Source organism: Bradyrhizobium murdochi, from assembly GCF_000472965.1.
Classification (GTDB): Bacteria; Pseudomonadota; Alphaproteobacteria; order Rhizobiales; family Xanthobacteraceae; genus Bradyrhizobium; species Bradyrhizobium murdochi.
This window is the reverse complement of the sequence record NZ_AXAU01000001.1, coordinates 380,404-404,328: the sequence shown is the minus strand read 5'-3', so window position 1 is coordinate 404,328 and position 23,925 is coordinate 380,404. Positions and strand designations below refer to the sequence as shown.

Here is a 23,925-nt window from a genome sequence, read left to right as displayed (position 1 = left end):
ATTCCTGACGCCAGCGCTTTGGCTGGCTTACTCAACTGGACGAACTGGCACGGCCGCAGGCCGCACCGTTTGACGAAGGTCAAGTGAGGTCAGGAAATGGATGGAGGCGCACGCGCCTGCGCTTGCGAACCGGCACGGGAAGCGAACCGGTCAGGGGCAAATTCTATCCAGACCACGCGCGCGGGCTGGCGATCAATCGCGATGAGCTCGGATGCCTCCGGCGCGTCGACCGGGGCTCCGGTCTGCAGCACGTTGCAAACCGAACAGCATCCGTCGTGGGCGCGGTGGCCGGCTTGGTCGGCCTGCCCGGCACCACCGCCGCCATCGCCGTGGCAGATCACGGCGCCGGCGAGCGGATCGGAGGCCGCGATGCTGGCCGCCCAGCATGCGCCGATGGGTGCAAAAATCTGCACCACCAGGGCAATCAGGACAATTGGCAGAAAATTCTTCAGCCGCCGGCGCATCGCAAACCCATCCGCTTCAGACCTTAATCACTTCAGGAGTCTGGAGTCGAGATCAGGTTCCCGGAACTATGTTGCAGCTTCAAGGAGAGATGCTGGCGAAAAGAGATGCGTTTTGCATCATTTGGAGGGCGCCTTACCGGGATACCAAGCCTCGGGCGAATTGCAGCTAAATCCACAACTGCGAGTAGCATATTCCCAATCATTTCGCAGAGTGCTGGAATTTTGAACAAACGTTGCCGAAATTGGTGACAAGACGAAAAAGATGGTCTACCAATTCGGGCTCAGGCTTGCCGACAGGCAAAGCTTGGTGGTCCAAGTCTCGGGAGGAGCCCTGACGCGCACAAGCAGCGTCGCCTCGACAATCAAGATCAAATCTCAATTTTCGAGGAAATTAAGGGTCGACACAATTTTTGAGCAGGGCTTGGTGCCCTGCTCTTTTTTTTCGTTACGATCGCAAACGACAATGACGGCATCGTCAAATCCGATCGAGCGAAGTTTTGAACTGGCCGCCGCGCGCTGCGAAGATCTGACGCCGCTGGTCTATCGCCGCCTGTTCGAGGCGCACCCCGAGGCGCGGACGATGTTTCGGACCGAGGGCGGCGAACTCGTCAAGGGCTCGATGCTGGCCCTGACGATCAACGCCATTCTGGATTTTGCCGGCCAACGCACCGGCCATTTCCGTCTGATCGCATCGGAAGTTTCCTCGCACGACTCCTACGGCACGCCGCGCGAATTGTTCGTCGCGTTCTTCGGCATCATCGCGCAGACGCTACGCGAAATCGTCGGGCCGGACTGGTCGGACGAAATCGATGCGGCGTGGCAAGAACTGCTCGGCGAGATCGAGGGCCTCGTTGCAGCGCAGTGAAATGACGAGACCAAAGTCTTCGGGCGCTCATTGATACCGACGATCAAGTCATCCGGTGGCGCAAACGCGCCGAGTGTGAAAGACTGCCTCGATCCGCGGTGCGTGCAATCGACGCCGACGGCCATAACAAACGACAAGCGAGGGAGCAAACGATGTCCGGAACTGACAAAACGGCAACGACCAGGCGCGACCTTCTTCAGGCCGCGGGCGCGGCTGGCGCAGCCGCCGCCCTGCTCGGGGGACTGGGTATTAATCCAGCGCTGGCGGCAGCCGCCCGTTCAGAGAAACCGTTGAAGGCTGCGTTCTCCAATGCAGGCCTGCAGGCGACCTGGTGCGCCCAGGGCAAGCAGGCGGCGGAATGGTGGGGCAAGCTGTTCAACGTCGAAGTCACCTGGTTCGACGGCCAGCTCGACGCGGTCAAGCAGCGCGCGGCGATCGATAACATGGCGTCGCAAAAATGGGATTTCGTGGCCATCCAGGCGTTCGGCATCGGCACGCTGACCCAGCCCGTGCAGAAGATGATCGATGCCGGCATTCCCGTGATCGACATGGACACGCTGATCGCGCCGCTCGATCAGATCAAGGTTCATTCGTTCCTGGCGCCCGACAATGAATTCATGGGCGCTTCGGTGACCCAGGCGCTGTGCAACGCCATGGGCGGCAAGGGCAAGATCATCATGACGCAGGGCGCCCTCGGCCACACCGGCGCGCAGGGCCGCGCCAAGGGCTTTAACACAGTGGTGAAGCAATTTCCGAACATCGAAGTGCTGGACACCCAGCCCGCGGATTGGGATGTCTCAAAGACGGCGCGGCTGTGGGAGACCTATCTGACAAAGCACCCGCAGATCGACGCTGCCTTCTTCCACAATGACGACATGGCGCTGGCCGCCTACAACATCATGAAGGCGCGCAACCGCACCAACATCCTGATCGGCGGCGTCGACGCCATGCCGCCGGCGATCCAGGCGGTGAGCGAAGGCCGCATGTTCGCGACCGTCCGCAATCCCTCCTGCCGCATCCATGGTGGCGCCATCATTGCCGGCGTCGCTGCGGTGACCGCGGGCGAGAAGAGCGGACAGGGTATCCCAAAGCACGTCATCACTGACGGCCCGGTCGTGACCAAGGCCAATGCCGCCGGCATGCAGTGGATGCAGGACCATTTCCTGATCTGAGTCAGCATGCCTGTGGGACTTAAGCCCATCCTCGAACTGCAAGAGATCACGAAGGCCTTCGGCGGCGTCGAAGCCCTTCGTAGTGTCGATTTTGCGCTTTCTCCCGGCGAGATCCATGGTCTCGTCGGCGAGAACGGCGCGGGCAAAAGCACGCTAATGAAGATCATCGCCGGCGTGCATGCCGATTTTTCCGGCCGCTTCATCCTGGACGGCCGGGAAACCCGCTTTCGATCGGTGCGCGATGCGCATGCGGCGGGTATCGCGATGGTGCATCAGGAACTGAGCGTGGCGCCAGATCTGTCGGTGGCCGAGAACGTGTTTCTGGGCAACCAGCCGACCAACCGTTTTGGCTTCGTGCAGTGGCGGCGCATGGCACGCGAGGCCGGCGAGCAACTCAAACGCTTCGGCATCGACGTCGATCCGATGTCGCGGCTCGGCGACCTGCCGATCGGCCTGCAGCAACTGATCGAGATCGCCCGCGTGCTGTTTTCCGGAGCCCGCATCATCATCCTCGACGAGCCGACCTCGGCGCTGTCGCCGCCGGAAGTGGAGCGCCTGTTCGCGACCCTGAAGCGGTTGCGCGACGAAGGCACCAGCATCGTCTTCATCTCGCATTTCATCGAGGACATCCTGCGCGTCTCCGACGTCGTAACGGTGTTCCGCAACGGCAGGAAGGTCGCCGAGACGAGGGCCGCCGATACCAACAAGCCCGCGTTGATCGAGGCCATGATCGGCCATGGCCGCGAGGCGCTGGAAGAGACCTACACGCATGACATCATGCTGCCGCCGCCCGCCGAGAGGCCAGTGGTGCTGAACGCGAGCGGGCTATCGCTCGCCCGCAGCCTGCGCGACGTTTCGTTCGACGTCCGCGCCGGCGAAGTGCTGGGCATCTACGGCTTTATGGGATGCGGGCAGCTCGAACTGGCGCGGATCCTGTTCGGCAAGCTCAAACCCGACCAGGGCTCGCTGGCGATTGCCGGAGAACAAAAGGCCTTCCGCAGCACGGCCGGCGCACGCCGCGCCGGCATCGCCTTCGTGCCCGAGAGCCGGCGCGACATGCTGTTCCACCAGGAGCCGGTCTACAAGAACATCTCGATCAGCGTCCTCGACCGCATTTCATCCCTGCTGCTCAAGCCGTCGCGCGAACGCGAGATCGCCGCGCGGCAGGTCGACCAGTTGCGGATTCGGCCCGCAGCCGTCGAACTCGATCTCGGCATGCTCTCGGGCGGCAATCAGCAGAAGGTCGCGCTGGCGAAATGGCTGAGCTATCCGCCGCGGCTATTGGTGCTGTGCGAACCGACCCGCGGCATGGATGTCGGCGCCAAGGACGACGTCATCCACATCGTCAGGGATTTGCGCGCCAAGGGGCTCGCCGTGATCGTGCTCTCCACCGAGCCGGAGACAGTGCTGTCGCTTGCCGACCGTATCATCGTGCTCAAGCGCGGCGCGGTGGTGCGCGAATTTTCCAACGAACGGATCAGCAAGGACCGCCTGCTCGAAGCGGCGTGAGGAGACCGACATGACTTCAGGTGAAAGCGTGACAGTCCCCGCTTCCGATCGCAAACGCCCGCACCGGCTCGCCGTGATGCTGCGCTCCCAGATGCGCAACATCGCGCCGTTCCTGACGCTGATCTGTCTGTTCGGCTTCTTCGCCGCCGCCAGTCCCTCGTTTGCGACGTTGGACAATCTCGGCAACATCCTGACCCAGATCTCGGTCACCGGCATCATCGCCGTCGGCCTCACTTTCGTGATCCTCTGCGCCGAAATCGACCTCTCGATCGCCGCCATCGCAAACGTCACCGGCATTGCGGTTGCCTATTTCACGCTGCAGGAATCCTACGTCAACATCGCCAACGTGCCGATGCCCGGATGGGCCGCGATCCTCTTGGCGCTGGCGCTCTGCGCCCTGCTCGGCCTCGTCAACGCCTTCGGGCTGACGGTTATCGGCATCCCCTCTTTCATCATGACGCTGGCGATGATGCAGATCGCCGCCGGCATCTCGGCGCTGTTGGTACGCGGGCAAATCGCCTACAAGGTGCCCCCGCTGGTCTCGACGCTCGGATCGACATCGATCGGCGGCGTCCCCTGGATCGTGATCGTGGCGGCCTTGATGCTGCTCGGCGGCCATCTGGTGCTGACCTACACCCGCTTCGGCCGCTACGTCTATATGGTCGGCGGCAACCGCGAGGCCGCCGAATATTCCGGCCTCAACGTCAAACTCATCCTCGGCAGCGTGATGGTCATCTCCGCCGTCTGCGCTGGCATCGGCGGCATGCTCGGCGTCGCCCATTTCGGCAGCGCGCAACAGAACGAGTTCGACACGTACCTTTTGGATTCGATCGCCGCCGTCGTGGTCGGCGGCACCAGTCTCTTTGGCGGCCGCGGCGGCATCGGCAACACCATCGTCGGCCTGTTCGTGCTCGGCGTCCTCAACAACGGACTCGATCACGTCAACATCGACAGTTTCCTGAAGATTTTAATCCGCGGCCTGATCCTGCTGGCCGCGCTGGTGATCAACGTCTATGCGCAGCGCTTGCGGGAGCGGACGGCGGACTAGCACACGCTCGCCTTCTGCGATCTTGCGTAGTTCATCTTTGGACCATGTGACCATGCGGATCTCATGGGGCGCGCGGCAGAGCCTTGATCGCGCGGCGGTCGCAGCCCGCGAGTTCATCTTCGGTATTGTTCGTCGGTGACGTGCTCCATCCAGTCGACGTTCTTGCCATCCCGCAATTCGTTGACCGCGATATGAGTCATCGCCGTGGTCGGAGTCGCGCCATGCCAATGCTTGAGGTTCGGCGCGATCCACACCACGTCACCGGGCCGTACCTCCTCGACCGGGCCGTTCTCGCCCTGAACCCAGCCGACCCCCGCCGTGATGATGAGCGTCTGACCGAGCGGATGCGTGTGCCAGGCGGTGCGGGCGCCCGGCTCAAACGTGACGCTTCCCGCGCCGGCGCGCGCAGGATCTGGCGCCTGGAAAAGTGGATCGATCCGTACATCGCCCGTGAAATACTTCGCCTCTCCCTTGCGGGACGGTTGCGAGCCGGATCGTGTGATCTGCATGGCTCCGGTCCTTCCTTGTGTGGGGGCAGCCATGGCTGGACCGCGGCGACGCCGGTGAATGTCACGGCCGCAATGCCGCAGGTCGAGCTAAGCATGCCTCTGCGAGTGATCATCAGGCGTTCCGAATGGTTGCGGGGTCCGCGGTGGATGCCCGCGTTGATGATGACAAATTAGGAAATGGCTCTGGCGCGACTAGCCGCTATGATCCGCAAGGACCTATAAGCTGGAGCAATAAATGGCGCGCGGGGCTTCGACGACCGATGCGAAACGCGTTTTGATCCAGCCAAGACCCCGCAGGGACATTCCATACGGAGTTAACACCTCCGCCTCATGAGGGCGGGCAATGCGCGCCAGCATCAGCCCAGGCCCGCAGCAGAGCGCCGAACGAGGCCTGCGTGCCCGGCGCTGGCTCGCGGCCCGGACCGGGCGACCAGCCCCAGCCCACCAGCGAGTCCTCCGCCATATGGTGAAGGAGCGCGGCCATGTCCTTGCCGCCATTGCGGTTCGGATCCTTGATCTGCGCGCAGATCTCGCCGAGCGTGCGCCCCTCCCAAGCCATCGACGCCGGAGCAAGGTGCCACTGCGGATGGCCTGGCACGCGGGCGGCATCGAAATTCGCGGTGTGGTGGCAGGTATTGCAGGTCATGCCAGGCACGCCGTGCCCGTCGGCCCCGCGCACCACGAGCGGCTGATGCGGCCGCATCGCGTCGCTCTGCAACGGCCGCTCGGTCGCCGGGTGGCAGTTCACACAACGCGGATGATGCAGCACCTTGCCGGCCTCTTCGAACAGCGCGATCGAACGCGCCTGTTGATCGGCGACGCTCTGGAAGCTCGAGACGGGGCGCAAGTCCTTCGCAGTAGTCTGCTGGCGGGTGGTCTGCGCCGCCGCGCCCGCGACCAGAACCGTCACGGCGGCCGCCCCCGCCGCGAGAAGAGCCTGTGCGCGCATCATGCGACCGCCCTCACCAATGGCAGGCGGCGCGGCCGCCCGAGGCCGAGCCGGGCCATTGCGTTGGCGACAGCAGGCCCGATCGGCGGCACGCCCGGCTCGCCGACGCCCGTCGGCTTCTCGGTCGAGTTGACGACGCGCACCTCGACCTGAGGCATCTCGTGGATGCGCAGCACGCGGTAAGTGTCGAAATTCGCCGGCACCGGCCGGCCCTCGTCGAGAGCCACCTCGCCGTAGAGTGCCGCACCGACACCAAAACCGATGCCCCCTTCCATCTGCGCGCGGATCACGTCCGGATTGACCGGCACACCGCAATCGACCGCGCACCAGACCTTATGCACGCGCGGGCCGTCATCGCCGGCCGAGACCTCGGCGATCTGGGCGACGTAGCTGTCGAAGCTCTTCACTACCGCAACGCCGCGGGCGCGGCCATTGACCGGGCCGGGCCCGGACCATTGCGCGAGCTCGGCCACGGCGCGCAGCACGCCAGCCTCGCGCGGTGCCTTGCCCATCATGGCGAGCCGGCCCGCCACCGGATCCTGCCCGGTCGCCTGCAGGAGTTCGTCGACGAAGCATTCGACCGCATATCCGGTGTGCGTATGGCCGACGGAGCGCCACCACAGGACCGGCACGCCGACATCCGTCGTGTGCAGATCGCAGCGGAAATCGGCGATATCGTAGGGGATTTCCTTCGCGCCCTCGACCGACGTGGCGTCGATGCCGCCCTTTGCCATCACGGCCTCGAAGGGCGAGCCCTTCAAGATCGATTGGCTGACGACGGTGTCGGTCCAGGCGACGATCTTGCCATCACGGAGGCCGCCGCGCATGCGGTGCACGATGAGCGGACGGTAATAGCCGCCGCGGATGTCATCCTCGCGCGTCCAGACGAGTTTCACCGGCCGGCCAGGGCCGATCGCCTTCGCCACTTCGGCCAATTCCGCAGCCAGATGACTCGTTTGCTGCGCCCGGCGCCCGAAACTGCCGCCGGCGAGCATCGTTTCCAATTCCACCTGCTCCGGCTTGAGCCCAAGCACCGTGGCGATCGCCTGGTGATCGAGCGTCTGCAACTGGCTGCCGAAGCGGGCATGCGCGCGCTGTCCGTCCCAGCGCAGGAAGCCGTCGAGCGGCTCCATGGGGGCGTGCGCGAGATAGGGGAAAACGTATTCGGCTTCGATGGTTCTCTCGGCGCGCGCGAGCGTCGTGATCGCGTCACCGTGGGCACCGGCAATGCGGCCAGGCCGGCGCGCCAGCGCGCGGTATTCCTCGATGAGCTGGTCGCTGCTGCGCTTCTCGGCGGCCGACTCGTCCCAACTGATGCGCAATTGTTCGCGCCCCTTGATCGCCGGCCAGGTGCCGTTGGCGTAGACGGCCACGCCGGTCGGCACCTGCTTGACGTCGACCACGCCCTGGACCGCGCGTGCCGCGCTCGCATCGAAGGACGCGACCCGGGCGCCGAACCGCGGCGGGTGCGCCACGACGACGGTGAGCATTCCGGGTTCGCTCATGTCGATCGTGAACTGCGCCGTGCCGTTGGATTTCGCGGCACTGTCGAGCTTCTTGACCGAGCCGTCGTCGCGGCCGATCAGCCGAAAGACGGACGGGTCCTTGAGCGGCGGGTCGGACGGGACCGGCTGGCGTGCGGCTGCCTCGGCGAACTGCCCAAAGCGGCCCTCGCGACCGGTCCCGGTATGGCGCAGCACGCCGCGCTCAACCGTGATCTCGCGCGCCGGCACGCCCCAGCTTTGCGCCGCGGCGGCGACCAGCATGGCGCGCGCAGTCGCGCCCGCCTTGCGCATCTGATCGTACGAATTGGCGATCGCGGTAGAGCCGCCCGTGCCCTGCACGCCGAAGGCCAAATTCTTGTAGAAGTCGGTGTTGGAGGGCGCGTGCTCGGCCCGCACCTTCGACCAGTCGGCGTCGAGCTCCTCGGCGACAAGGGTTGCGAGACCGGTGAAGGGACCTTGGCCGAACTCGATATGCTTGATCAGTACGGTCACCGTATCGTCCGCGCCGATGCGAATGAAGGCGTTGGGCGCGAAATCAGCGCCGCCGGCGGCGCGACGGAAGGCGTGCGCCGCGCCCGATTGCGCGCGCGCCTTCTCGGGCAGATAAAGGCCGATGACGAGGCCGGCGGCGCCCTTGAGCATCGCGCGGCGTGAAAGCGCAACGTCGTGTGTCGTCATGGCTCAGCCCTCCAGCGCGCGGGCGGCGTCGTGGATCGCGGCGCGGATACGAACGTAGGTGGCGCAGCGGCAGACGTTGCCGTTCATCGCGAGATCGATGTCGCGGTCGCTCGGTTTCTTGACCTGCTTGAGGAGCGCGACGGCGCTCATCACCTGGCCTGACTGGCAGTAGCCGCATTGCGGCACGTCGCGCGCGATCCAGGCTTGCTGTACCGCCTCGGCCTCCCGCCCGGAGACGCCCTCGATGGTGGTCACCTCGCGGGTGCCGAGCGCCGAGATCGGCAGGGTACAGGAGCGCATGGGCTTGCCATCCACGAACACGGTGCAGGCGCCGCATTGTGCGACACCGCAGCCGAACTTCGTGCCGGCCAGGCCGAGCGCATCACGCAGGACCCAAAGGAGCGGCGCGTCATTATCGACATCGACGCTCTGTATGGTACCGTTGACCTTGATCGCGAGTGCCATGGCTGCCTCCGGGTATGCTGAGCACTGATTGATGCAGACGGCGGCCTATGCGCCGCCCCACGGGCATCGAATAACTACGCCGCCTCCTGACCGGTTCCCGGGCTTCGAACACGATTCACCGGTGAGCAGCATGTCCGATGTGAAGCGCAGCTTCGGGAAGCATCGCGTTGCGCGATGCCTCGGGCCACGATTAGGGGATGGCTCTGCCGCGACTAGTCCCTATAATCTGCAAGGACTTATAAGGTGGTGCAATAAATGCCGCGCGGCAGCTTCGACGATCTTCGCTACCTCATCGCCGTCGCGCGGGAGCACAGCTTTACAAAGGCGGCGGGAAAGCTCGGCGTGTCGCAGTCGGCTCTCAGCCAGACGATCCGTCAAATTGAAGGGCGTCTGGGCGTGCGGCTTCTCACCCGCACGACCCGCAGTGTCTCGCTGACCGAAGCGGGCGAGCGGCTGGTGCGGACGGTGGCACCCCGCTTCGAGGAGATAGAAGCCGAGCTCGAGGCCTTGAGCGAACTTCGGGAAAAGCCCGCTGGCACGGTGCGGATCACGGCCGGGGATCACGCAATCAAGTCGGTCCTCTGGCCGAAGCTGCAGAAATTCCTGCCGGATTATCCCGACATCAAGCTCGAAATCGTTATCGACTACGGCCTGACGGATATCGTTGCCGAGCGCCATGATGCCGGCGTGCGCTGGGGCGAACAGATTGCGAAGGACATGATCGCGGTGCGGATCGGGCCGGACATCCGCTTCGCCGTTGTCGGCACAAAATCCTACTTTACGAAACGAGCAGCCCCACGAACGCCGCAGGATCTGATCGACCACAACTGCATCAACCTGCGCCTGCCGACCTATGGCGGCACTTATGCCTGGGAGTTCGAGAAGGACGGACGCGAGCTGAAAGTACGCGTCGAGGGCCAGCTCGTCTTCAACGGCATTTTCCAGGTGCTGGATGCCGCCGCTGCCGGGCTTGGATTAGGCTTCGTGCCGGAGGATATTGCGCAGCCTTATCTCGCGAAGGGGCGCCTGAAGCGCGTGCTTGAAGAGTGGTGCCCGCCTTGGTCGGGCTACCACCTCTATTATCCTCACCGCCGTCAGTCTTCACCGGCCTTTGCCTTGCTGGTCGACGCGCTGCGCTATCGGGGATAACAGCGTTCAAGAGGAGGCGTACCGCTCGCCCTCACTTTGCCTTGGCGCCGAGCATAAGGGGGTCCGTCCGGACAAGTTTGAGTGACTTGACCATCTTCTCCGTCGTGGCCTTGTATTTTTTGAAATGAGCGGATTCCAAATGCGACTTGTACGCATCCGCATCCCTATAAATTTCAAAAACCCTGATGTTGGCGGGATTATCCTTTTCAGACACGGCGTATAAGACCAGCACTCCTGGCTCCAGGCGAATAGCTGCATCGATTTGCTCCAGAACCGCAGCCTTGTAGCTTTCCAACTGAGCGGGATCGATTTCCAATTCTGCTAGCTGCACGTATTGGCTTTGCGTCTCCTGGGTAAGTGCAGGCCCGCACAGAAATAACGTCAGCACCGCGGCCCTAAGAATTGGAGGCTGCTTAACGCTCATGTCGGCCTCCTAAATTAGCGGGGACGCTTCTCGAAGACGTCTTTCGCGACCGGCAGCGCCGAGAAGGCGTTCGGCCAACCTGCGTAATAAGCGAGATGCATGATCGCTTCGGCAGCGTGCTCTTGCGTCAGACCGTTATCCATCGCCCGATTGAGATGGTATGGCACCTGCGTGACCTGGCCCGATGCGATCAGCGCGCTGACGGTCACGAGGCTCCGGTCACGTGGCGCGAGGTCCGGGCGTAGCCATAGGTCGCGGAACAGGACATCGGTGGTGTGTTGAACGAGTCCCGGAGAGGTGGCGCCGAACTGCTGCCCGACCCGTGCAACGCGATCGGCCTCCGCGGCTTCGTTCAGCGGCAGGAGCTGAGGCGACGCGGGAGGAAGCTGATCAGGTCCGATTCCGCGCTGGGCAAAGACGTCCCTGGCGAGTCCTATCGCCGCAAAGGCGTTCGCCCAACCCGAATAGAAGGCGAGATGCGTAATGATCTCGGAAAGCTCCCTTGGCTTGACGCCGTTATCGAGCGCCTGATTGAAATAATAAGCCATCGGCAGGGTCAGCTCGCGGGCGATGAGCGCGGCGACCGTGACAATGCTGCGATCGCGCGGGCTCAGACCGGGCCGTTTCCAGACCTCGCCGTAGAGCCGTTCTTGTGTGTACTTCTCAAGCGCCGGAGCAACCCGCCGCACGTCTTCCGGCGACAGCCTCCGGCCCGTGACATTGGGTTGCTGCGCGTGCGCGAATGACGATGCTATCAAGAGGGCCGATGCGATCGTGGTGCGAACAAATTTCACATCGAACTCCATTCATGGGTTGCTATCGCTCGCCTGTATTCCGTGTGGCGCAGGCGCGGCTGGGCGGAGCGATGGCCGCGAATTTCCCGACAGGTGCGGCGCACCACTGGCTTCAACACGCAGGCTGTCAGACCCGGCGTTGGTTCGTGTGCTTGTTATAGGCAGCGCCGAGCCATTCGATTAGGCGGCAGAATGCGCATGGAGCTATTAGAGTAGCTGATTAATCGTTCCGACGACATTCAGCCGCCGGCCTCTGTAACGAAGCTAGCTCGGGCGTGCTAACACCATCGTCGGTACCTGGATGGCTCGGGCTTTACTTCCCGGCTTTAGTTTCGACCAGGGTCGGAGCTGCGATCTTATCCTTCATTTCCTCGCAGATCTTGCGTACCTCCGCCGTTAACAACGAGCAGCTCTCAATTTGAAGGAAGACGCGCTTGGCTTCCGTACGGTAGCGCGCCGCGGTCTCCTTCAGTTCTTCGGTCACTGCGAGCGCTTCGCGAGTCATTGCCTCGCACTGCCTGGCCTGCTCGATGAGCTCAACGCCCAGCGCCTCGATGTCCTTCGCGGCGGCTTCATATTCGCGGACAACAGCTTCCGCTGACAACTTGCCGATCTCCGTGGCGCCGTCGCTATGCTCCACATAATCCGGCATCCCCAACTCTGGAGCGCGCACGGAAGGCGGCGCGTAGTCGGTCGGCTGGGATTCGCGAACTGACGGCAGTTTGCGAAACTCTTCTTCGATCTCGCGCTCGAGGTCGATCGTATCTAAAAGCGGCGGCTTTGTTGAACGTGCCATGGCAGCGCTCCCTGAATGAAAAAGTGAGCAGACACAAAAAGTCTCTCGAAATACGGCTTAGACGGTTAGCCTCCCTATGGAAGCGAGCAACCGAATTGCTTGGGTAAGCTTGTTATTTAACCTTGATGTCCGCGCTGGCGGTTAATTCTGGAACCATCGAAGCTAAGGTCAGCCCGCCTGCAAGAACGAGATACCGGCTCCCGGTATCTCCCTACAGCGGACATTGCCCCTCCGTGCCCCTTTCAGCCGGCGAAATCCGGCTGCCAGTCGCGCACTTCCCGGGCTGCCTTGGTCACGGCAACGATGGTCGGAAACGAGGCCATGTCTACCATCATGGCGCGTGCCAGCCGGAGGCTGCGCATCTCGCACACGGCCCGCCGCTTCGGGTCTTCGATCAATTCGAAATCGATGTTGTGCGCGAGCCCCAGAATACGGCGAATGATTTTTGCCGCCGCGAACCCGACGGTATCCTCAAGCAGCCGCGCCATATAGGCCTGCCGCTCGGCCTCCAGCCGCGCGGCGCCGGCCTCGCCTTCGAACAGCGTCTGCGGATAGGCATCGCCTGCGGCTTGCGTTCGCCAGAGCTCCAGAAACTTGCGGGCGAACTCCGTCCAGACACCCTCGACCGTCTCCAGCACCCACGTCTCGAACGCACGGCGCTCGCCAGGCGACCGCTCGTGACGGCGGACGCGAGATAAGCCATTAGCAGGTTGGCGATGACCGCGCCGATATCGAAGCCCATTGGGCCATAGAACGCGAATTCGGGATCGATCACCTTGGTCTCGCTGTCCGTAACCATGATCGATCCGGTGTGGAGGTCGCCATGAATCAGAGCTTCCGGCGCGTTCAGGAATTTCAGTTTCAGCCGCGAGATCGCGACGTGGAGGTCGAGGTCTTCGCGAAAAGCCGCCGCGGCCGCATCGAGCCATGGCTGCGTCCAGCGGTTCTGCTCGGCCACGCGGTAGGGATCGGTGAAGATCAGGTCCTCGGTGATCTTGCAGAGCGCATGGTTGCCTGCGAACGCAGCGATGCCCTCTTTCTTTTCGGCGGCCGATACCGCGAGGTCGGACGAAAGAAACAGCGTGCGCGCCAGAAAGGTCGTGATGTCCTCGACGAAGCGCGGATAGGTCGCGCCGGCCACCAGCCCCTTGCGCATGATGATGTGCGGCTCGAGCAGCTCCATGACGACAAGCGCGAGCGCCTCGTTGTGGTGCAGCACATTAGGCACCAGCCGAGGCGCCAACTCCGCCTGACGCGTCAGCGCCAGGTATTCATAATGCGAGCGCGACAGCGGCAGCGGCCAGCTTTCGCCGACCAGCCGCACGTAAGGCAGCGCCTGCTTGACGGCGACGCCGCCGGCTGCCCCTTTGACGATGAACACGAGATTGAGGTTGCCGTCGCCGACTTCGCTGATCGACCAGGCAGCCGGATCGCCGCCGAGGCGGGCCGCGACCGCGGGAAGCCCTGCGAGGTAGTCCCGCAGGTCGGCTTCATGGAGAATTCGATAGTCGCCCTGCCGTGGATCAGCCAATGATCGTCGCTGTGAACTCATGCCGGTCTCCCCCATGCCGGCGCGGGAGCTACGGTTCACTCCCGTTTCAGAAAATTTGATCCGGCCTTTCCTTGACCGGATCATAGCCACAAGGTACGGCCGGCGGCCAGCGTCTCTCCCGTCCCGACTTGGCCCAACGTCTCAAATGAGCTGTGCGAGCCAGACGGTATGGCCGTCGCAATCGGGGTCTTCGACGATATGCGAGACCACACGAAACCCGTTCCGGTCGAGCAATGAACGGTATTCGGCCGGGTCGAGGCTCGCATGATACAGCGGCTCACCTCCGAAACTTCCGATCGCCTCGCCATGCGCAGGCCCGCTTGTGAACATCAAGGCTGCGTCAGGCGCAGCATGCGCGCGAAACAACGGAAACATCCGGCGTTGGTCGTCGTGATGGAGATGAAAGAAACTGTCCCACGCAAGGATGCCGTAAAAGGCCCGCTGCAAGGCAAGTTCTCGCATATCGGCTACGATCCATTCCTGCTTTGGAAAACGTTTCCGGCAGGCGTCGATCATGGCCGGGGAAGAATCCACGCCAGTAACGGAATGACCGAGACCGATCAGGTAGGCAGCTATCGGCTCGGCGGAGCCGCAGCCGATATCGAGGATCGGGCTGGCGGGCGGCAGCAGCGCCAGAAAATAGTCAAGCCAGGGCTTTTCAAACAGGCCAGTTCGGGCGCGGCTCCCGATCCAGTGGCGCGCCTTGCGCTGGTACAGATCGATGATCCCTGCGGCTTCTTTCGAGGCCATTTGCGTCGCCACATCGAAAAATTCAGAACGGCAGCCCCATCAGCTTCGACAGCCGTTCGATATTCAGATAGCCCTGGTGATACGCCCACATCCCGATGCCGAAAATTACGGCCGAAACAATCGTGGTCCACATCAGCTTCCAGCCCATCCGCGCCATCACCGGCGCGCCTGGATCGGTGCCGGGCGCGCCCTCGCCGTCCTCGTGCTGGCTGCGGACGCCGAACGGCAGCGTCGTGAACAGCACGACCCACCACAGCACGAAGTAGATCGCAAGCGCGGTGGAGATGCTGTAAGCCATCAGTATTCAAGCCTGTTCGATTTCGACGAGCGCGCCGGAGAAATCCTTCGGGTGGAAAAAAAGCACCGGCTTGCCGTGAGCACCGATCTTCGGTTCGCCGTCGCCGAGCACGCGCGCGCCCTCGCTGATCAGTCTGTCGCGCGCGGCAACGATATCGGGCACCTCGTAGCAGATGTGGTGAATGCCGCCGTCGGCGTTGCGTTCGACGAATTTGGCGATCGGTGAGGCGTCGCCGAGCGGCTGGATGAACTCGATCTTGGTGTTGGGCAGCGTCACGAACACGGTGATGACGCCATGCTCCGGCAGCGGCACCGCGCCGGAAATTTCGGCGCCGAACGCGCCGCCATAGATCCTGGCGGCTTTTTCCGCGTCCTTGACTGCGATCGCGACGTGATTGAGCCGGCCCAGCATGATTACTCCACTCCCTGCCTCTAGCGCTCCCGGCGAGGACCAGTGTCCGCCCGAAAGGTCTTTTACCTCAAACCGTTAGAACGTGAACGAGGCAAATCGGCTTCTTACCCCAATTCTCGGCAATGACCGCCCGCACCGCGCGGCGCACCGATTCCGCCGTGGCGTCCGCGTCGCGGCGCCGCGCCCGCGGCAGGCCTTCAACGGTCGAGATCACCAAATCGAACACGATCTCGTCGATCATCTCGCCGGCGGTATTCTTCTCGGGGATGCCGACGAGATCAACCTCGGGATCTTCGGCCAGCTCGCCCTGTTCGGTCATGGCGATCGCGACAAAGGCGCAGCCGGCAAAGCCCATCCGCCGCCGTTCGACCACAGCGCGGGATTTGGAGTCCTCCAGGATCGCACCGTCCTTGTAGAGTCGCCCCGACGGCAGTTCGTCGATGATGCCGGGATCGCCGGGCCCGAGCTTGGCCAGATCGCCATTACGGCAAGTCATTACTTTCGGCACGCCAGCGGCGCGCGCCAGCTTGGCATGCTCCGACAGATGCAGCGCCTCGCCATGAACCGGGATCAGGATCTGCGGGCGCACCCATGAGATCATGTCGCGCAGCTCGTCGCGGCGCGGATGGCCGGAGACGTGGACGAGATCGTTGCGGTCGGTGATGACCTCGATGCCCTGGACGATCAGCCCGTTGATGATGGAGCCGACCGCCTTCTCGTTGCCGGGAATGGTGCGCGAGGAAAAGATCACGCTGTCGCCCTTGTTCAACGTCACCTGCGGATGGTCGTTGTTGGCGATGCGGGCCAGCGCGGCGCGCGGCTCGCCCTGGCTGCCGGTGCACAGCGCCAACACCTTGTCCGGCGGGAAATGACCGTAATAATCGGCGCCGCGAAAATTCTGCACGCCATCGAGATAGCCGGTCTCGCGGGCGACCTGCACCACGCGTTCCATGGCGCGGCCGACCACGACCACCTCGCGGTCGGCGGCCTTGGCGGCGTCGGCCACCGCCTTCACCCGCGCGACGTTGGAGGCAAAGGTGGTGACGGCGACCCGGCCCTTGGCCGCGCCGACCAGCTTCTTGATGGTGGCGGCGACCTCGGTTTCCGAGGGCGAGCGCCCGTCTCGCACCGCGTTGGTGGAATCGCCGACCAGCGCCAGCACACCCTCATCGCCAAGCTCGCGCAGGCGGCGCTCGTCGGTCGGCAGACCGATGACCGGGGTCGGATCGATCTTCCAGTCGCCTGTGTGGAGGACGGTGCCGACGGAAGTGTGGATCGCCAGCGCATGCGATTCCGGAATCGAATGCGCGACCGGAATGAACTCGACGGTGAACGGCCCGATCTCGACGCGGCCGCCCGATGGCACCACGGTCACCGGGATTTTCGGCGGGTTGCGTTCGGCGGCGCATTTGGCCTCGAACAGCGCGGCGCTGAACTTGGTCGCATAGACCTTGCATTGCAGCTTCGGCCAGAGGTCTATGATGGCGCCGAAATGGTCCTCATGGGCATGCGTCAGCACCAGGCCCATCAGGTTGTTGCGCTCTTTCTCCAGGAAGCGGATATCGGGCATGATCAGGTCGATGCCCGGCAGATGCTCCTCGTCGCCGAAGGAGACGCCGAGATCGACCGCGAGCCAGGACCGCTGGTGGCGGTTGCCGAGCCCGTAGATCGACAGGTTCATGCCGATCTCGCCGACACCGCCAAGCGGCGCAAACGTCAGTTCATCCGGCCGCGCCATCAGGCTGCCCCCACTGACGCCGCTGCGCCAAAATAGACTTCGCCCGCCGTGATGGCCGCGCGCTTGCCTTCGGCGTTGCGAACGATCAGGCAACCGCTCTCGTCGATGGTGTCGAACGTGCCTTCGACGGTCGCAGCTCCCGTGCTGATCGCGACCGGCTCGCCAAGGCCGAAGGCACGCTCCAGCCAGGCTTTCCGAATTTCGGTAAAGCCGCGGCCGTTGTCCCAGATGCCGCGGAATTCAACCCAGGCGTCCGACAGCGCCGTGAAAAGCTCCTCCGCGCCGACATGAACGCCGAGCGCGGCGAGCGAGGTCGCTGGTGTCGGCGTGCCCTCGGGCGCGGCAATGACATTAGTGCCGATGCCGACCACCACGGCGAGACGGTTGCCCGCCACGGCTTCGGCCTCCAGCAGGATGCCGGCGAGCTTTTGCCGCTCAGCCAGCACGTCGTTCGGCCATTTCAAGGCGAATTTCAGAGGATCCGCGCCGGCCCGGCGCATATTGGCTTCGATGCTGAGTTTCTGCAGCGCGCGTTCCAGCGAAAGCCCGGCGGCAAAGCCCAGCGTCGCCGCCACGGCCGGCGACACATCCATGACTTCCAGAATGCTGCTGGCGAGGTTGCCGCGCGGCGCGCTCCAGGCGCGTTGCCGGCGGCCGCGCCCCGCGGTCTGCTCCGTCGTTACGAACCACGTCGGCCCAACTTCGCCGTTCCGGGCGCGCGTCATGGCTTCGGCGTTGGTCGAACCGATCTGGTCGAAAGCGGCGAGACGGTAGCCCGCCGATATAGCTTTGGGACCGAGCGAGAAAGTCATTTCCTATTTCTGCGCATGATCTTCTCCGAAACCCGGGGCCCGCTTTCTGGGATCATGCACTCTAAAACAGCGACTTCGCCGCCGCCGTGGCGACGCTGACCAGCGGCCCCGGATAGACGAAGAAGAAGATGTTGAAGATACCGGCAACCGCCAGCACCGTGCGCAATTCGATGCGCATCGGCTCGACCTGGCCGGCCGGCTCGTCGAAATACATCAGCTTGATAATGGTGAGATAGTAGAACGCGCCCACCACGCTGGTCAGCACGCCGATGACGGCGAGCGTGAACAGGCCCGCCTTGATCGCGGCCACGAACACGTACCATTTGGCAAAGAAGCCCGCGAGCGGCGGAATGCCGGCCAGCGAGAACAGCAGCATCGCAAACAAGAACGCCAGCATCGGATTGGTGCGCGATAGGCCGGCGAAATCGCTGATCTGCTCGACCGCCTGCCCGTTGCGCTTCATGGTCAGGATGACGGCGAAGGAGCCGAGTGTCATCGCGACGTAGATTGCGATGTAGACCAGCACGCCCTGCGCGCCCTCCACAGTGCCGGACGCAAGCCCGACCAGCGCAAAGCCCATATGGCCGATCGACGAATAGGCCATCAGGCGCTTGATGTTCCTCTGCCCGATCGCGGCGAACGAACCCAGCGCCATCGAGGCAATCGCGACGAACACGAGGATCTGCTGCCATTGCGGGACGATGCCCGGGAAAGCGGTCAGCGTCACGCGGGTAAATACCGCAAGCGCTGCGACCTTCGGCGCCGAGGCAAAGAACGCCGTGACCGGCGTCGGCGCACCCTCATAGACGTCAGGCGTCCACATGTGGAACGGCACGGCGGATACCTTGAAGCAGAGCCCGGCCAGCAGGAACACGAGGCCGAACACGATGCCGACGCTGCCGGTCTTCACCGCCGCCGCAATGCCCGCAAAATCGACTGTGCCGGTGAAACCGTAGATCAGCGAAGCGCCGTAAAGCAACATGCCCGAGGACAGCGCGCCGAGCACGAAATACTTCAGCCCGGCCTCGTTGGACTTGGCGTTATCGCGGTTGCTTGCCGCAACCACGTAGAGCGCGAGCGACATCAGCTCGAGCCCGAGATAGAGCATGATCAGGTCGGCAGCCGAAATCAGCACCATCATGCCGAGCGTGGAGAGCAGCACCAGGATCGAGTACTCGAAAATGCGCCGGGACGGATCGGACAGAAACTCCGTCGACAGGATCAGCGTCACCGCCGAACCAATGATCGCAAGGATCTTCAGGAAGCGGGCAAAGTCGTCGACGACGAAGCTGCCGCCGAAGGTGGTAAGCTTTCCCGCCGGCAGCATCAGCTCCAGCACGCCGGTGAGGACCAGCAGCACGACCGCCAGACCGGTGACGAGCTTGGTCGTCTCCGCACCGCGATAGGCGCCGAGCATCAACAGCGCCATGGCGCCGACGGCGAGCACCAGCTCCGGCAATACCGGCAGCAACTGATAACCTGCACTCGAAAAGCTCATGGCAAAGGCCTTACTGGATCAACGCGGCTGCCTTCACGGCAGTCACGGCGGCGTTGTAGTTGTTGACGAGTTGCTGAACCGAGGCCGCCGACATGTCGAGCACCGGCTTCGGATAGACACCGAACAGGATGGTCAGCGCGACCAGCGGGAACAGCGTCAGGCTTTCGCGCAATGTCAGGTCCTTGATGCTGGCCAGCGACGGCTTGGTCAGCGGGCCGAACACGACCTTGCGATAGAGCCACAGTGCGTAAGCCGCCGACAGGATGACGCCGAGGGTGGCAAAGGTCGCCGTCGGGATCGAGACCTTGAAGGTGCCGAGCAGCGTCATGAATTCGCCGACGAATCCGCTCGTGCCGGGCAGCCCGACATTGGCCATGGTGAACACCATGAACACCAGTGCGTAGAGCGGCATCCGGTTGACGAGGCCGCCATAGGCCGCGATCTCGCGGGTATGCATGCGGTCGTAGACGATGCCGACGCACAGGAACAGCGCGCCGGAGACGATGCCGTGCGACACCATCTGGAACATGCCGCCGGCGACGCCTTGCGTGGTCGCGGCGAAGATGCCCATGGTGACGAAGCCCATATGGGCCACCGACGAATAGGCGATCAGCTTCTTGACGTCTTCCTGCATCAACGCCACCAGCGAGGTGTAGACGATGGCGATCACCGACAGCGAGAAGATCAGCGGCGCGAAATCATGCGAGGCCAGGGGGAACATCGGCAGCGAGAACCGCAGGAAGCCGTAGCCGCCCATCTTCAAGAGGATCGCGGCCAGGATCACTGAGCCTGCCGTCGGCGCCTCGACGTGCGCGTCGGGCAGCCAGGTGTGCACCGGCCACATCGGCATCTTCACCGCAAACGAGGCAAAGAACGCCAGCCACGCCCAGGTCTGCAAGCTGCGCGGCACGGCGGTTTGCATCAGGGTCGGGATATCGGTGGTGCCGGCATTCCAGTACAGCGCCATGATCGCGAGCAGCATCAGCACCGAGCCGAGCAGCGTGTAGAGGAAGAACTTGAACGACGCGTAGACCCGGCGCGGACCGCCCCAGACGCCGATGATCAGGAACATCGGGATCAGGCCGCCTTCGAAGAACAGATAGAACAGCACGAGGTCGAGCGCCGAAAAGGTGCCGACCATCAGCGTTTCCAGCAGCAGGAACGCCATCATGTATTCGCGCACGCGATCGGTGATCGACTTCCAGCTCGCGATGATGCAGAGCGGCATCAAGGCGGTGGTCAGGATCACGAACGGCAGCGAGATGCCATCGACCCCCATGTGATAGCTGATGCCGCTGGCGAGCCAGTTCGCTTTTTCGACGAACTGGAAGTCCGCACTTGCGGCATCGAAGCGCCAGACCAGGATCAGCGACACCGCGAAGGTGACCAGCGTGGTCCACAGCGCGATCCAGCGCGCATTGCGCCGCGCGGCTTCGTCGTCGCCACGGCTGAGATAGACTACCAGCGCGCCCAGCACCGGCAGGAAGGTCACGACGGAAAGAATCGGCCAGGTTGTCATTACTGGCCTCCCAAGCCGAACATGAACCAGGTGATCAGCCCCGCGACGCCGATCAGCATCGCAAAAGCATAGTGATAGAGGTAGCCGGTCTGGATCTTCACCACATTGCGGGTGACGTCGAGCACGCGCGCCGAGACACCATCCGGGCCGAAGCCGTCGATGACGAAACCATCGCCCTTCTTCCACAGGAAGCGGCCGAGCCACTTCGCCGGGCGAACGAAAATGATTTCATAGAGCTCGTCGAAGTACCATTTGTTGAGCAGGAAGTGGTAGAGCATCTGGTGCTGGTTGGCGAGCTCGACCGGCAGATACGGCCGGCGGATGTAGAACAGCCACGACATCAGGAAGCCCAGCACCATCATCACCGTCGGCAGGAAGGCGATGAGCGGCGAGATGTGGTGCATCTCGTCGATGATGTGCGGGTGCATCTTGAGCGAATCGCGGAAGAACTCTGCCACGCCGTGGCCCGCAAACACTTCCTTGAACGGGAAGCCGGCCAGGATCGATCCGGCGGCGAGAAGGCCGATCGGGACCAGCATCCACAGCGGCGACTCGTGGGCGGCCTCGTAATGCTGCTGGTCGTGCGGCTCGCCGTGGAACGTCTTGAAGATCAGCCGCCACGAATAGAACGAGGTCAGGCCGGCCGCGACCACCGTCAGCGCAAAGCCGTAGAACGCGAACGGATTATGCGCGACATAGGCGGACTCGATGATCGCGTCCTTGGAGAAATAGCCGGCGGTGAGCGGGAAGCCGGTCAGCGCCAGCGTGCCGATCACCATCACGCTGTAGGTGTAGGGAATCTTGTCCTTCAACCCGCCCATGTTGCGGATGTCCTGCTCGTGATGCATCGCGTAGATCACCGAGCCTGACCCCAAGAACAGCAGCGCCTTGAAGAAGGCGTGCGTGAACAGATGGAACATGCCGACCGAATAGGCCCCCGCCCCCATTGCCACGAACATGTAGCCGAGCTGTGAACAGGTCGAATAGGCGACGATGCGCTTGATGTCGTTCTGGACGAGGCCGACGGTCGCCGCAAAGAACGCGGTGGTGGCGCCGAAGAACATCACCACGGCCTGCGCGTTGGGCGCCAGTTCGAAGAGCGGCGACAGCCGCGCCACCATGAACACGCCCGCCGTCACCATGGTCGCGGCGTGGATCAGCGCCGAGACCGGCGTCGGGCCTTCCATCGCGTCCGGCAGCCAGGTGTGCAGCAGGAACTGGGCTGACTTGCCCATCGCGCCCATGAACAGCAGCAGGCAGATCAGCGTCAGCGCATCGGCGTGCCAGCCGAAGAAATTAATGGTCTTGCCCGAGAGCCCCTGCGCGCCGGCAAAGATGGTCTCGAAATCGGTGGTGTTGAGCAGCATGTAGACGGCGAAGATGCCGAGCGCAAAGCCGAAATCGCCGACGCGGTTGACCACGAAGGCCTTGATCGCCGCCGCATTCGCCGACGGCTTTTGGTACCAGAAGCCGATCAGCAGGTAGCTCGCCAGACCGACGCCCTCCCAGCCGAAGAAAAGCTGGACCAAATTGTCCGCGGTCACCAACATCAGCATCGCGAAGGTGAACAGCGAGAGATAGGCGAAGAAGCGCGGCCGGTGCGGATCCTCGTCCATATAGCCGATGGAATAGAGGTGCACGAGCGAGGAGACGGTGTTGACCACCACCAGCATCACGGCGGTCAGCGTGTCGACGCGCAGCGCCCACGACACCTGCAGATCGCCGGAATTGATCCAGGGAAACAGCGCGATCCGGGCGTCATGGTGCATGAAGCCGACATCGACCAGCGTCACCCAGGAGAGCGCCGCGGAAACGAACAGCAGTCCCGTCGTGATCAGTTCGGCCGCGCGCGAGCCCTGAGCCGGCGGCTCGGAGACATGATGATCGTCGTGACCATGATCGTCAGGGGCCTCCGCGGCGTGCGCGTGATCGCCGTGGCCGTGATGGCCGTGGTCGTGATGCTTGACCTCATCGCCGCTCGGATTGCGCGCATGCGCCCCGAAGATCGCGATCAGGCCGGCCAGAATGGCGCCCAGCAGCGGCAGAAAGACGATTGCCTGAACCATAGCTGAGCTAGCCCTTCATCAGATTGACGTCTTCAACCGCGATCGAACCGCGGTTGCGGAAATAGACCACCAGCACCGCAAGACCGATCGCAGCTTCAGCGGCTGCAACCGTCAGCACCAGAAGCGCGAACACCTGGCCTACGATGTCGCCGAGGAAGGTCGAGAACGCCACCAGGTTGATGTTGACGGCGAGCAGGATCAGCTCGATCGACATCAAGATGACGATGATGTTCTTGCGGTTCAGGAAGATGCCGAGGATCCCGATCGTGAACAGGGTGGCGGCGACCGCGAGATAGTGGCCCAGACCGATCGTCATTTTACCCACTCCGCCGCGTCCGAATCCTGCAGCCCCTGCCCCGGCGCCACCTTGCGCACGGCCATCGCGAGCTCCGGTGTGCGCGCGTTCTGCACGTTGATGTCCTGCCGCTTGACCTTCGCCTTGTGGCGCAGCGTCAGCACGATGGCGCCGATCATCGCGACCAGAAGCACCATGCCGGCGATCTGGAAGTAATGGATGTACTTCGTATAGAGCACCAGCCCCAGCGCCTCGGTGTTGCTGACATTGGCCGGAATCGCCGCCGTAATCGATTTCGCCGTGCCGGGACTCATGACCCAGCCGCCGGCAACCAAAAGCAATTCGGCGAGGAAGATGCCGCCGATCACCAGACCGATCGGCAGATATTCGATAAAGCCCTCGCGCAGCTCGGTGAAGTCGACATCGAGCATCATGATCACGAACAGGAACAGCACCGCGACCGCGCCGACATAGACCACGATCAGCATCATGCCGAGGAATTCGGCGCCCATCAGCACGAACAGGCCGGACGCATTGACGAAGGCCAGGATAAGATACAGCACCGAATGCACGGGATTGCGCGACACAATCACCATCACAGCCGAGGCCACGCAGACGCCAGCGAAGAGATAGAAGAACAGTGCGGGAAGGATCATACC

Annotated in this window: 23 protein-coding genes and 1 pseudogene; 5 read left to right on the top strand and 19 right to left on the bottom strand. The window is 63.3% G+C overall.

The genetic code is table 11. The features are described from left to right. Positions 1-89: 89 nt before the first annotated feature. Entirely contained in the window at positions 90-464 is a 375-nt protein-coding gene (locus tag YUO_RS0102115; protein WP_028345810.1) for a DUF2946 family protein, read from the bottom strand. A gap of 463 nt (positions 465-927) precedes the next feature. On the opposite strand from YUO_RS0102115, the gene YUO_RS0102110 reads away from it, so the two are divergent. The 4 genes from YUO_RS0102110 to YUO_RS0102095 all read left to right on the top strand — a co-directional run bounded on the left by YUO_RS0102110 (position 928) and on the right by YUO_RS0102095 (position 5,058). After that, positions 928-1,329: a globin gene (locus YUO_RS0102110; protein ID WP_028345809.1), complete on the top strand. Its 402-nt coding sequence runs from the start codon at positions 928-930 to the stop codon at positions 1,327-1,329. Between the two features lie 152 nt (positions 1,330-1,481). Then, positions 1,482-2,501, top strand: a complete 1,020-nt coding sequence (locus tag YUO_RS0102105) for a sugar ABC transporter substrate-binding protein (RefSeq protein ID WP_028345808.1) — start codon at positions 1,482-1,484, stop codon at positions 2,499-2,501. Between the two features lie 6 nt (positions 2,502-2,507). Beyond that, the gene (locus tag YUO_RS0102100; protein WP_028345807.1) at positions 2,508-4,010 is read left to right on the top strand and encodes a sugar ABC transporter ATP-binding protein; all 1,503 of its coding nucleotides are present in this window, start codon (positions 2,508-2,510) and stop codon (positions 4,008-4,010) included. Between the two features lie 10 nt (positions 4,011-4,020). Then, positions 4,021-5,058: an ABC transporter permease gene (locus tag YUO_RS0102095; RefSeq protein WP_028345806.1), complete on the top strand. Its 1,038-nt coding sequence runs from the start codon at positions 4,021-4,023 to the stop codon at positions 5,056-5,058. A gap of 113 nt (positions 5,059-5,171) precedes the next feature. Here YUO_RS0102095 and YUO_RS0102090 read toward each other — a convergent pair whose 3' ends face one another. The 4 genes from YUO_RS0102090 to YUO_RS0102075 form a co-directional block, all read right to left on the bottom strand. Beyond that, on the bottom strand, positions 5,172-5,567 hold the full coding sequence (locus tag YUO_RS0102090) for a (R)-mandelonitrile lyase (protein ID WP_028345805.1): 396 nt from the start codon (positions 5,565-5,567) through the stop codon (positions 5,172-5,174). A 328-nt stretch (positions 5,568-5,895) separates the two neighbouring features. Further along, positions 5,896-6,516, bottom strand: a complete 621-nt coding sequence (locus tag YUO_RS0102085) for a hypothetical protein (protein WP_028345804.1) — start codon at positions 6,514-6,516, stop codon at positions 5,896-5,898. Beyond that, the gene (locus tag YUO_RS0102080; protein ID WP_028345803.1) at positions 6,516-8,699 is read right to left on the bottom strand and encodes a xanthine dehydrogenase family protein molybdopterin-binding subunit; all 2,184 of its coding nucleotides are present in this window, start codon (positions 8,697-8,699) and stop codon (positions 6,516-6,518) included. Before YUO_RS0102080 ends, YUO_RS0102085 begins: the two co-directional genes overlap by 1 nt. A gap of 3 nt (positions 8,700-8,702) precedes the next feature. Further along, a complete protein-coding gene (locus YUO_RS0102075) occupies positions 8,703-9,164 on the bottom strand; it encodes a (2Fe-2S)-binding protein (protein ID WP_028345802.1) in 462 nt (153 codons plus the stop codon). Positions 9,165-9,419: 255 nt separating this feature from the next. Here YUO_RS0102075 and YUO_RS0102070 point away from each other — a divergent pair, with 255 nt between their 5' ends. After that, the gene (locus tag YUO_RS0102070) at positions 9,420-10,313 is read left to right on the top strand and encodes a LysR family transcriptional regulator (protein WP_028345801.1); all 894 of its coding nucleotides are present in this window, start codon (positions 9,420-9,422) and stop codon (positions 10,311-10,313) included. Between the two features lie 31 nt (positions 10,314-10,344). Here the strand turns inward: YUO_RS0102070 and YUO_RS0102065 are convergent, their stop codons facing one another. The 14 genes and pseudogenes from YUO_RS0102065 to YUO_RS0102000 all read right to left on the bottom strand — a co-directional run bounded on the left by YUO_RS0102065 (position 10,345) and on the right by YUO_RS0102000 (position 23,922). Next, positions 10,345-10,737 (bottom strand): putative quinol monooxygenase, encoded by a 393-nt coding sequence (locus tag YUO_RS0102065; protein ID WP_028345800.1) that lies wholly within the window; start codon positions 10,735-10,737, stop codon positions 10,345-10,347. Between the two features lie 14 nt (positions 10,738-10,751). After that, entirely contained in the window at positions 10,752-11,543 is a 792-nt protein-coding gene (locus tag YUO_RS0102060) for a carboxymuconolactone decarboxylase family protein (RefSeq protein ID WP_051379182.1), read from the bottom strand. 301 nt (positions 11,544-11,844) lie between these two features. Beyond that, complete coding sequence (locus YUO_RS0102055; protein WP_028345798.1) at positions 11,845-12,327, bottom strand: hypothetical protein; 483 nt, start codon at positions 12,325-12,327, stop codon at positions 11,845-11,847. A 242-nt stretch (positions 12,328-12,569) separates the two neighbouring features. After that, positions 12,570-13,879, bottom strand: a pseudogene (gene mtnK / locus YUO_RS39530) (S-methyl-5-thioribose kinase). A gap of 141 nt (positions 13,880-14,020) precedes the next feature. Then, entirely contained in the window at positions 14,021-14,629 is a 609-nt protein-coding gene (locus YUO_RS0102045; protein WP_028345797.1) for a class I SAM-dependent methyltransferase, read from the bottom strand. Between the two features lie 22 nt (positions 14,630-14,651). Continuing rightward, the gene (locus YUO_RS0102040; protein WP_028345796.1) at positions 14,652-14,927 is read right to left on the bottom strand and encodes a DUF1467 family protein; all 276 of its coding nucleotides are present in this window, start codon (positions 14,925-14,927) and stop codon (positions 14,652-14,654) included. Between the two features lie 6 nt (positions 14,928-14,933). Further along, positions 14,934-15,338 (bottom strand): methylmalonyl-CoA epimerase, encoded by a 405-nt coding sequence (mce, locus tag YUO_RS0102035; protein ID WP_028345795.1) that lies wholly within the window; start codon positions 15,336-15,338, stop codon positions 14,934-14,936. Between the two features lie 67 nt (positions 15,339-15,405). Beyond that, positions 15,406-17,076 carry a ribonuclease J gene (locus tag YUO_RS0102030; RefSeq protein ID WP_028345794.1) on the bottom strand — a complete coding sequence of 557 codons (1,671 nt, stop codon included), beginning with the start codon at positions 17,074-17,076 and terminating at the stop codon, positions 15,406-15,408. Continuing rightward, positions 17,076-17,888 (bottom strand): biotin--[acetyl-CoA-carboxylase] ligase, encoded by an 813-nt coding sequence (locus YUO_RS0102025; RefSeq protein ID WP_028345793.1) that lies wholly within the window; start codon positions 17,886-17,888, stop codon positions 17,076-17,078. Before YUO_RS0102025 ends, YUO_RS0102030 begins: the two co-directional genes overlap by 1 nt. Before the next feature lie 61 nt (positions 17,889-17,949). Next, positions 17,950-19,386, bottom strand: a complete 1,437-nt coding sequence (gene nuoN, locus YUO_RS0102020) for an NADH-quinone oxidoreductase subunit NuoN (protein WP_028345792.1) — start codon at positions 19,384-19,386, stop codon at positions 17,950-17,952. Positions 19,387-19,396: 10 nt separating this feature from the next. Beyond that, complete coding sequence (locus YUO_RS0102015; protein ID WP_028345791.1) at positions 19,397-20,905, bottom strand: NADH-quinone oxidoreductase subunit M; 1,509 nt, start codon at positions 20,903-20,905, stop codon at positions 19,397-19,399. Continuing rightward, a complete protein-coding gene (gene nuoL, locus YUO_RS0102010) occupies positions 20,905-22,971 on the bottom strand; it encodes an NADH-quinone oxidoreductase subunit L (RefSeq protein ID WP_028345790.1) in 2,067 nt (688 codons plus the stop codon). The genes YUO_RS0102015 and nuoL overlap by 1 nt, the downstream gene beginning before the upstream one ends. A 7-nt stretch (positions 22,972-22,978) precedes the next feature. Then, positions 22,979-23,287, bottom strand: a complete 309-nt coding sequence (gene nuoK / locus YUO_RS0102005; protein ID WP_028345789.1) for an NADH-quinone oxidoreductase subunit NuoK — start codon at positions 23,285-23,287, stop codon at positions 22,979-22,981. Further along, on the bottom strand, positions 23,284-23,922 hold the full coding sequence (locus tag YUO_RS0102000) for an NADH-quinone oxidoreductase subunit J (protein ID WP_028345788.1): 639 nt from the start codon (positions 23,920-23,922) through the stop codon (positions 23,284-23,286). The genes nuoK and YUO_RS0102000 overlap by 4 nt, the downstream gene beginning before the upstream one ends. Positions 23,923-23,925 lie beyond the last annotated feature (3 nt).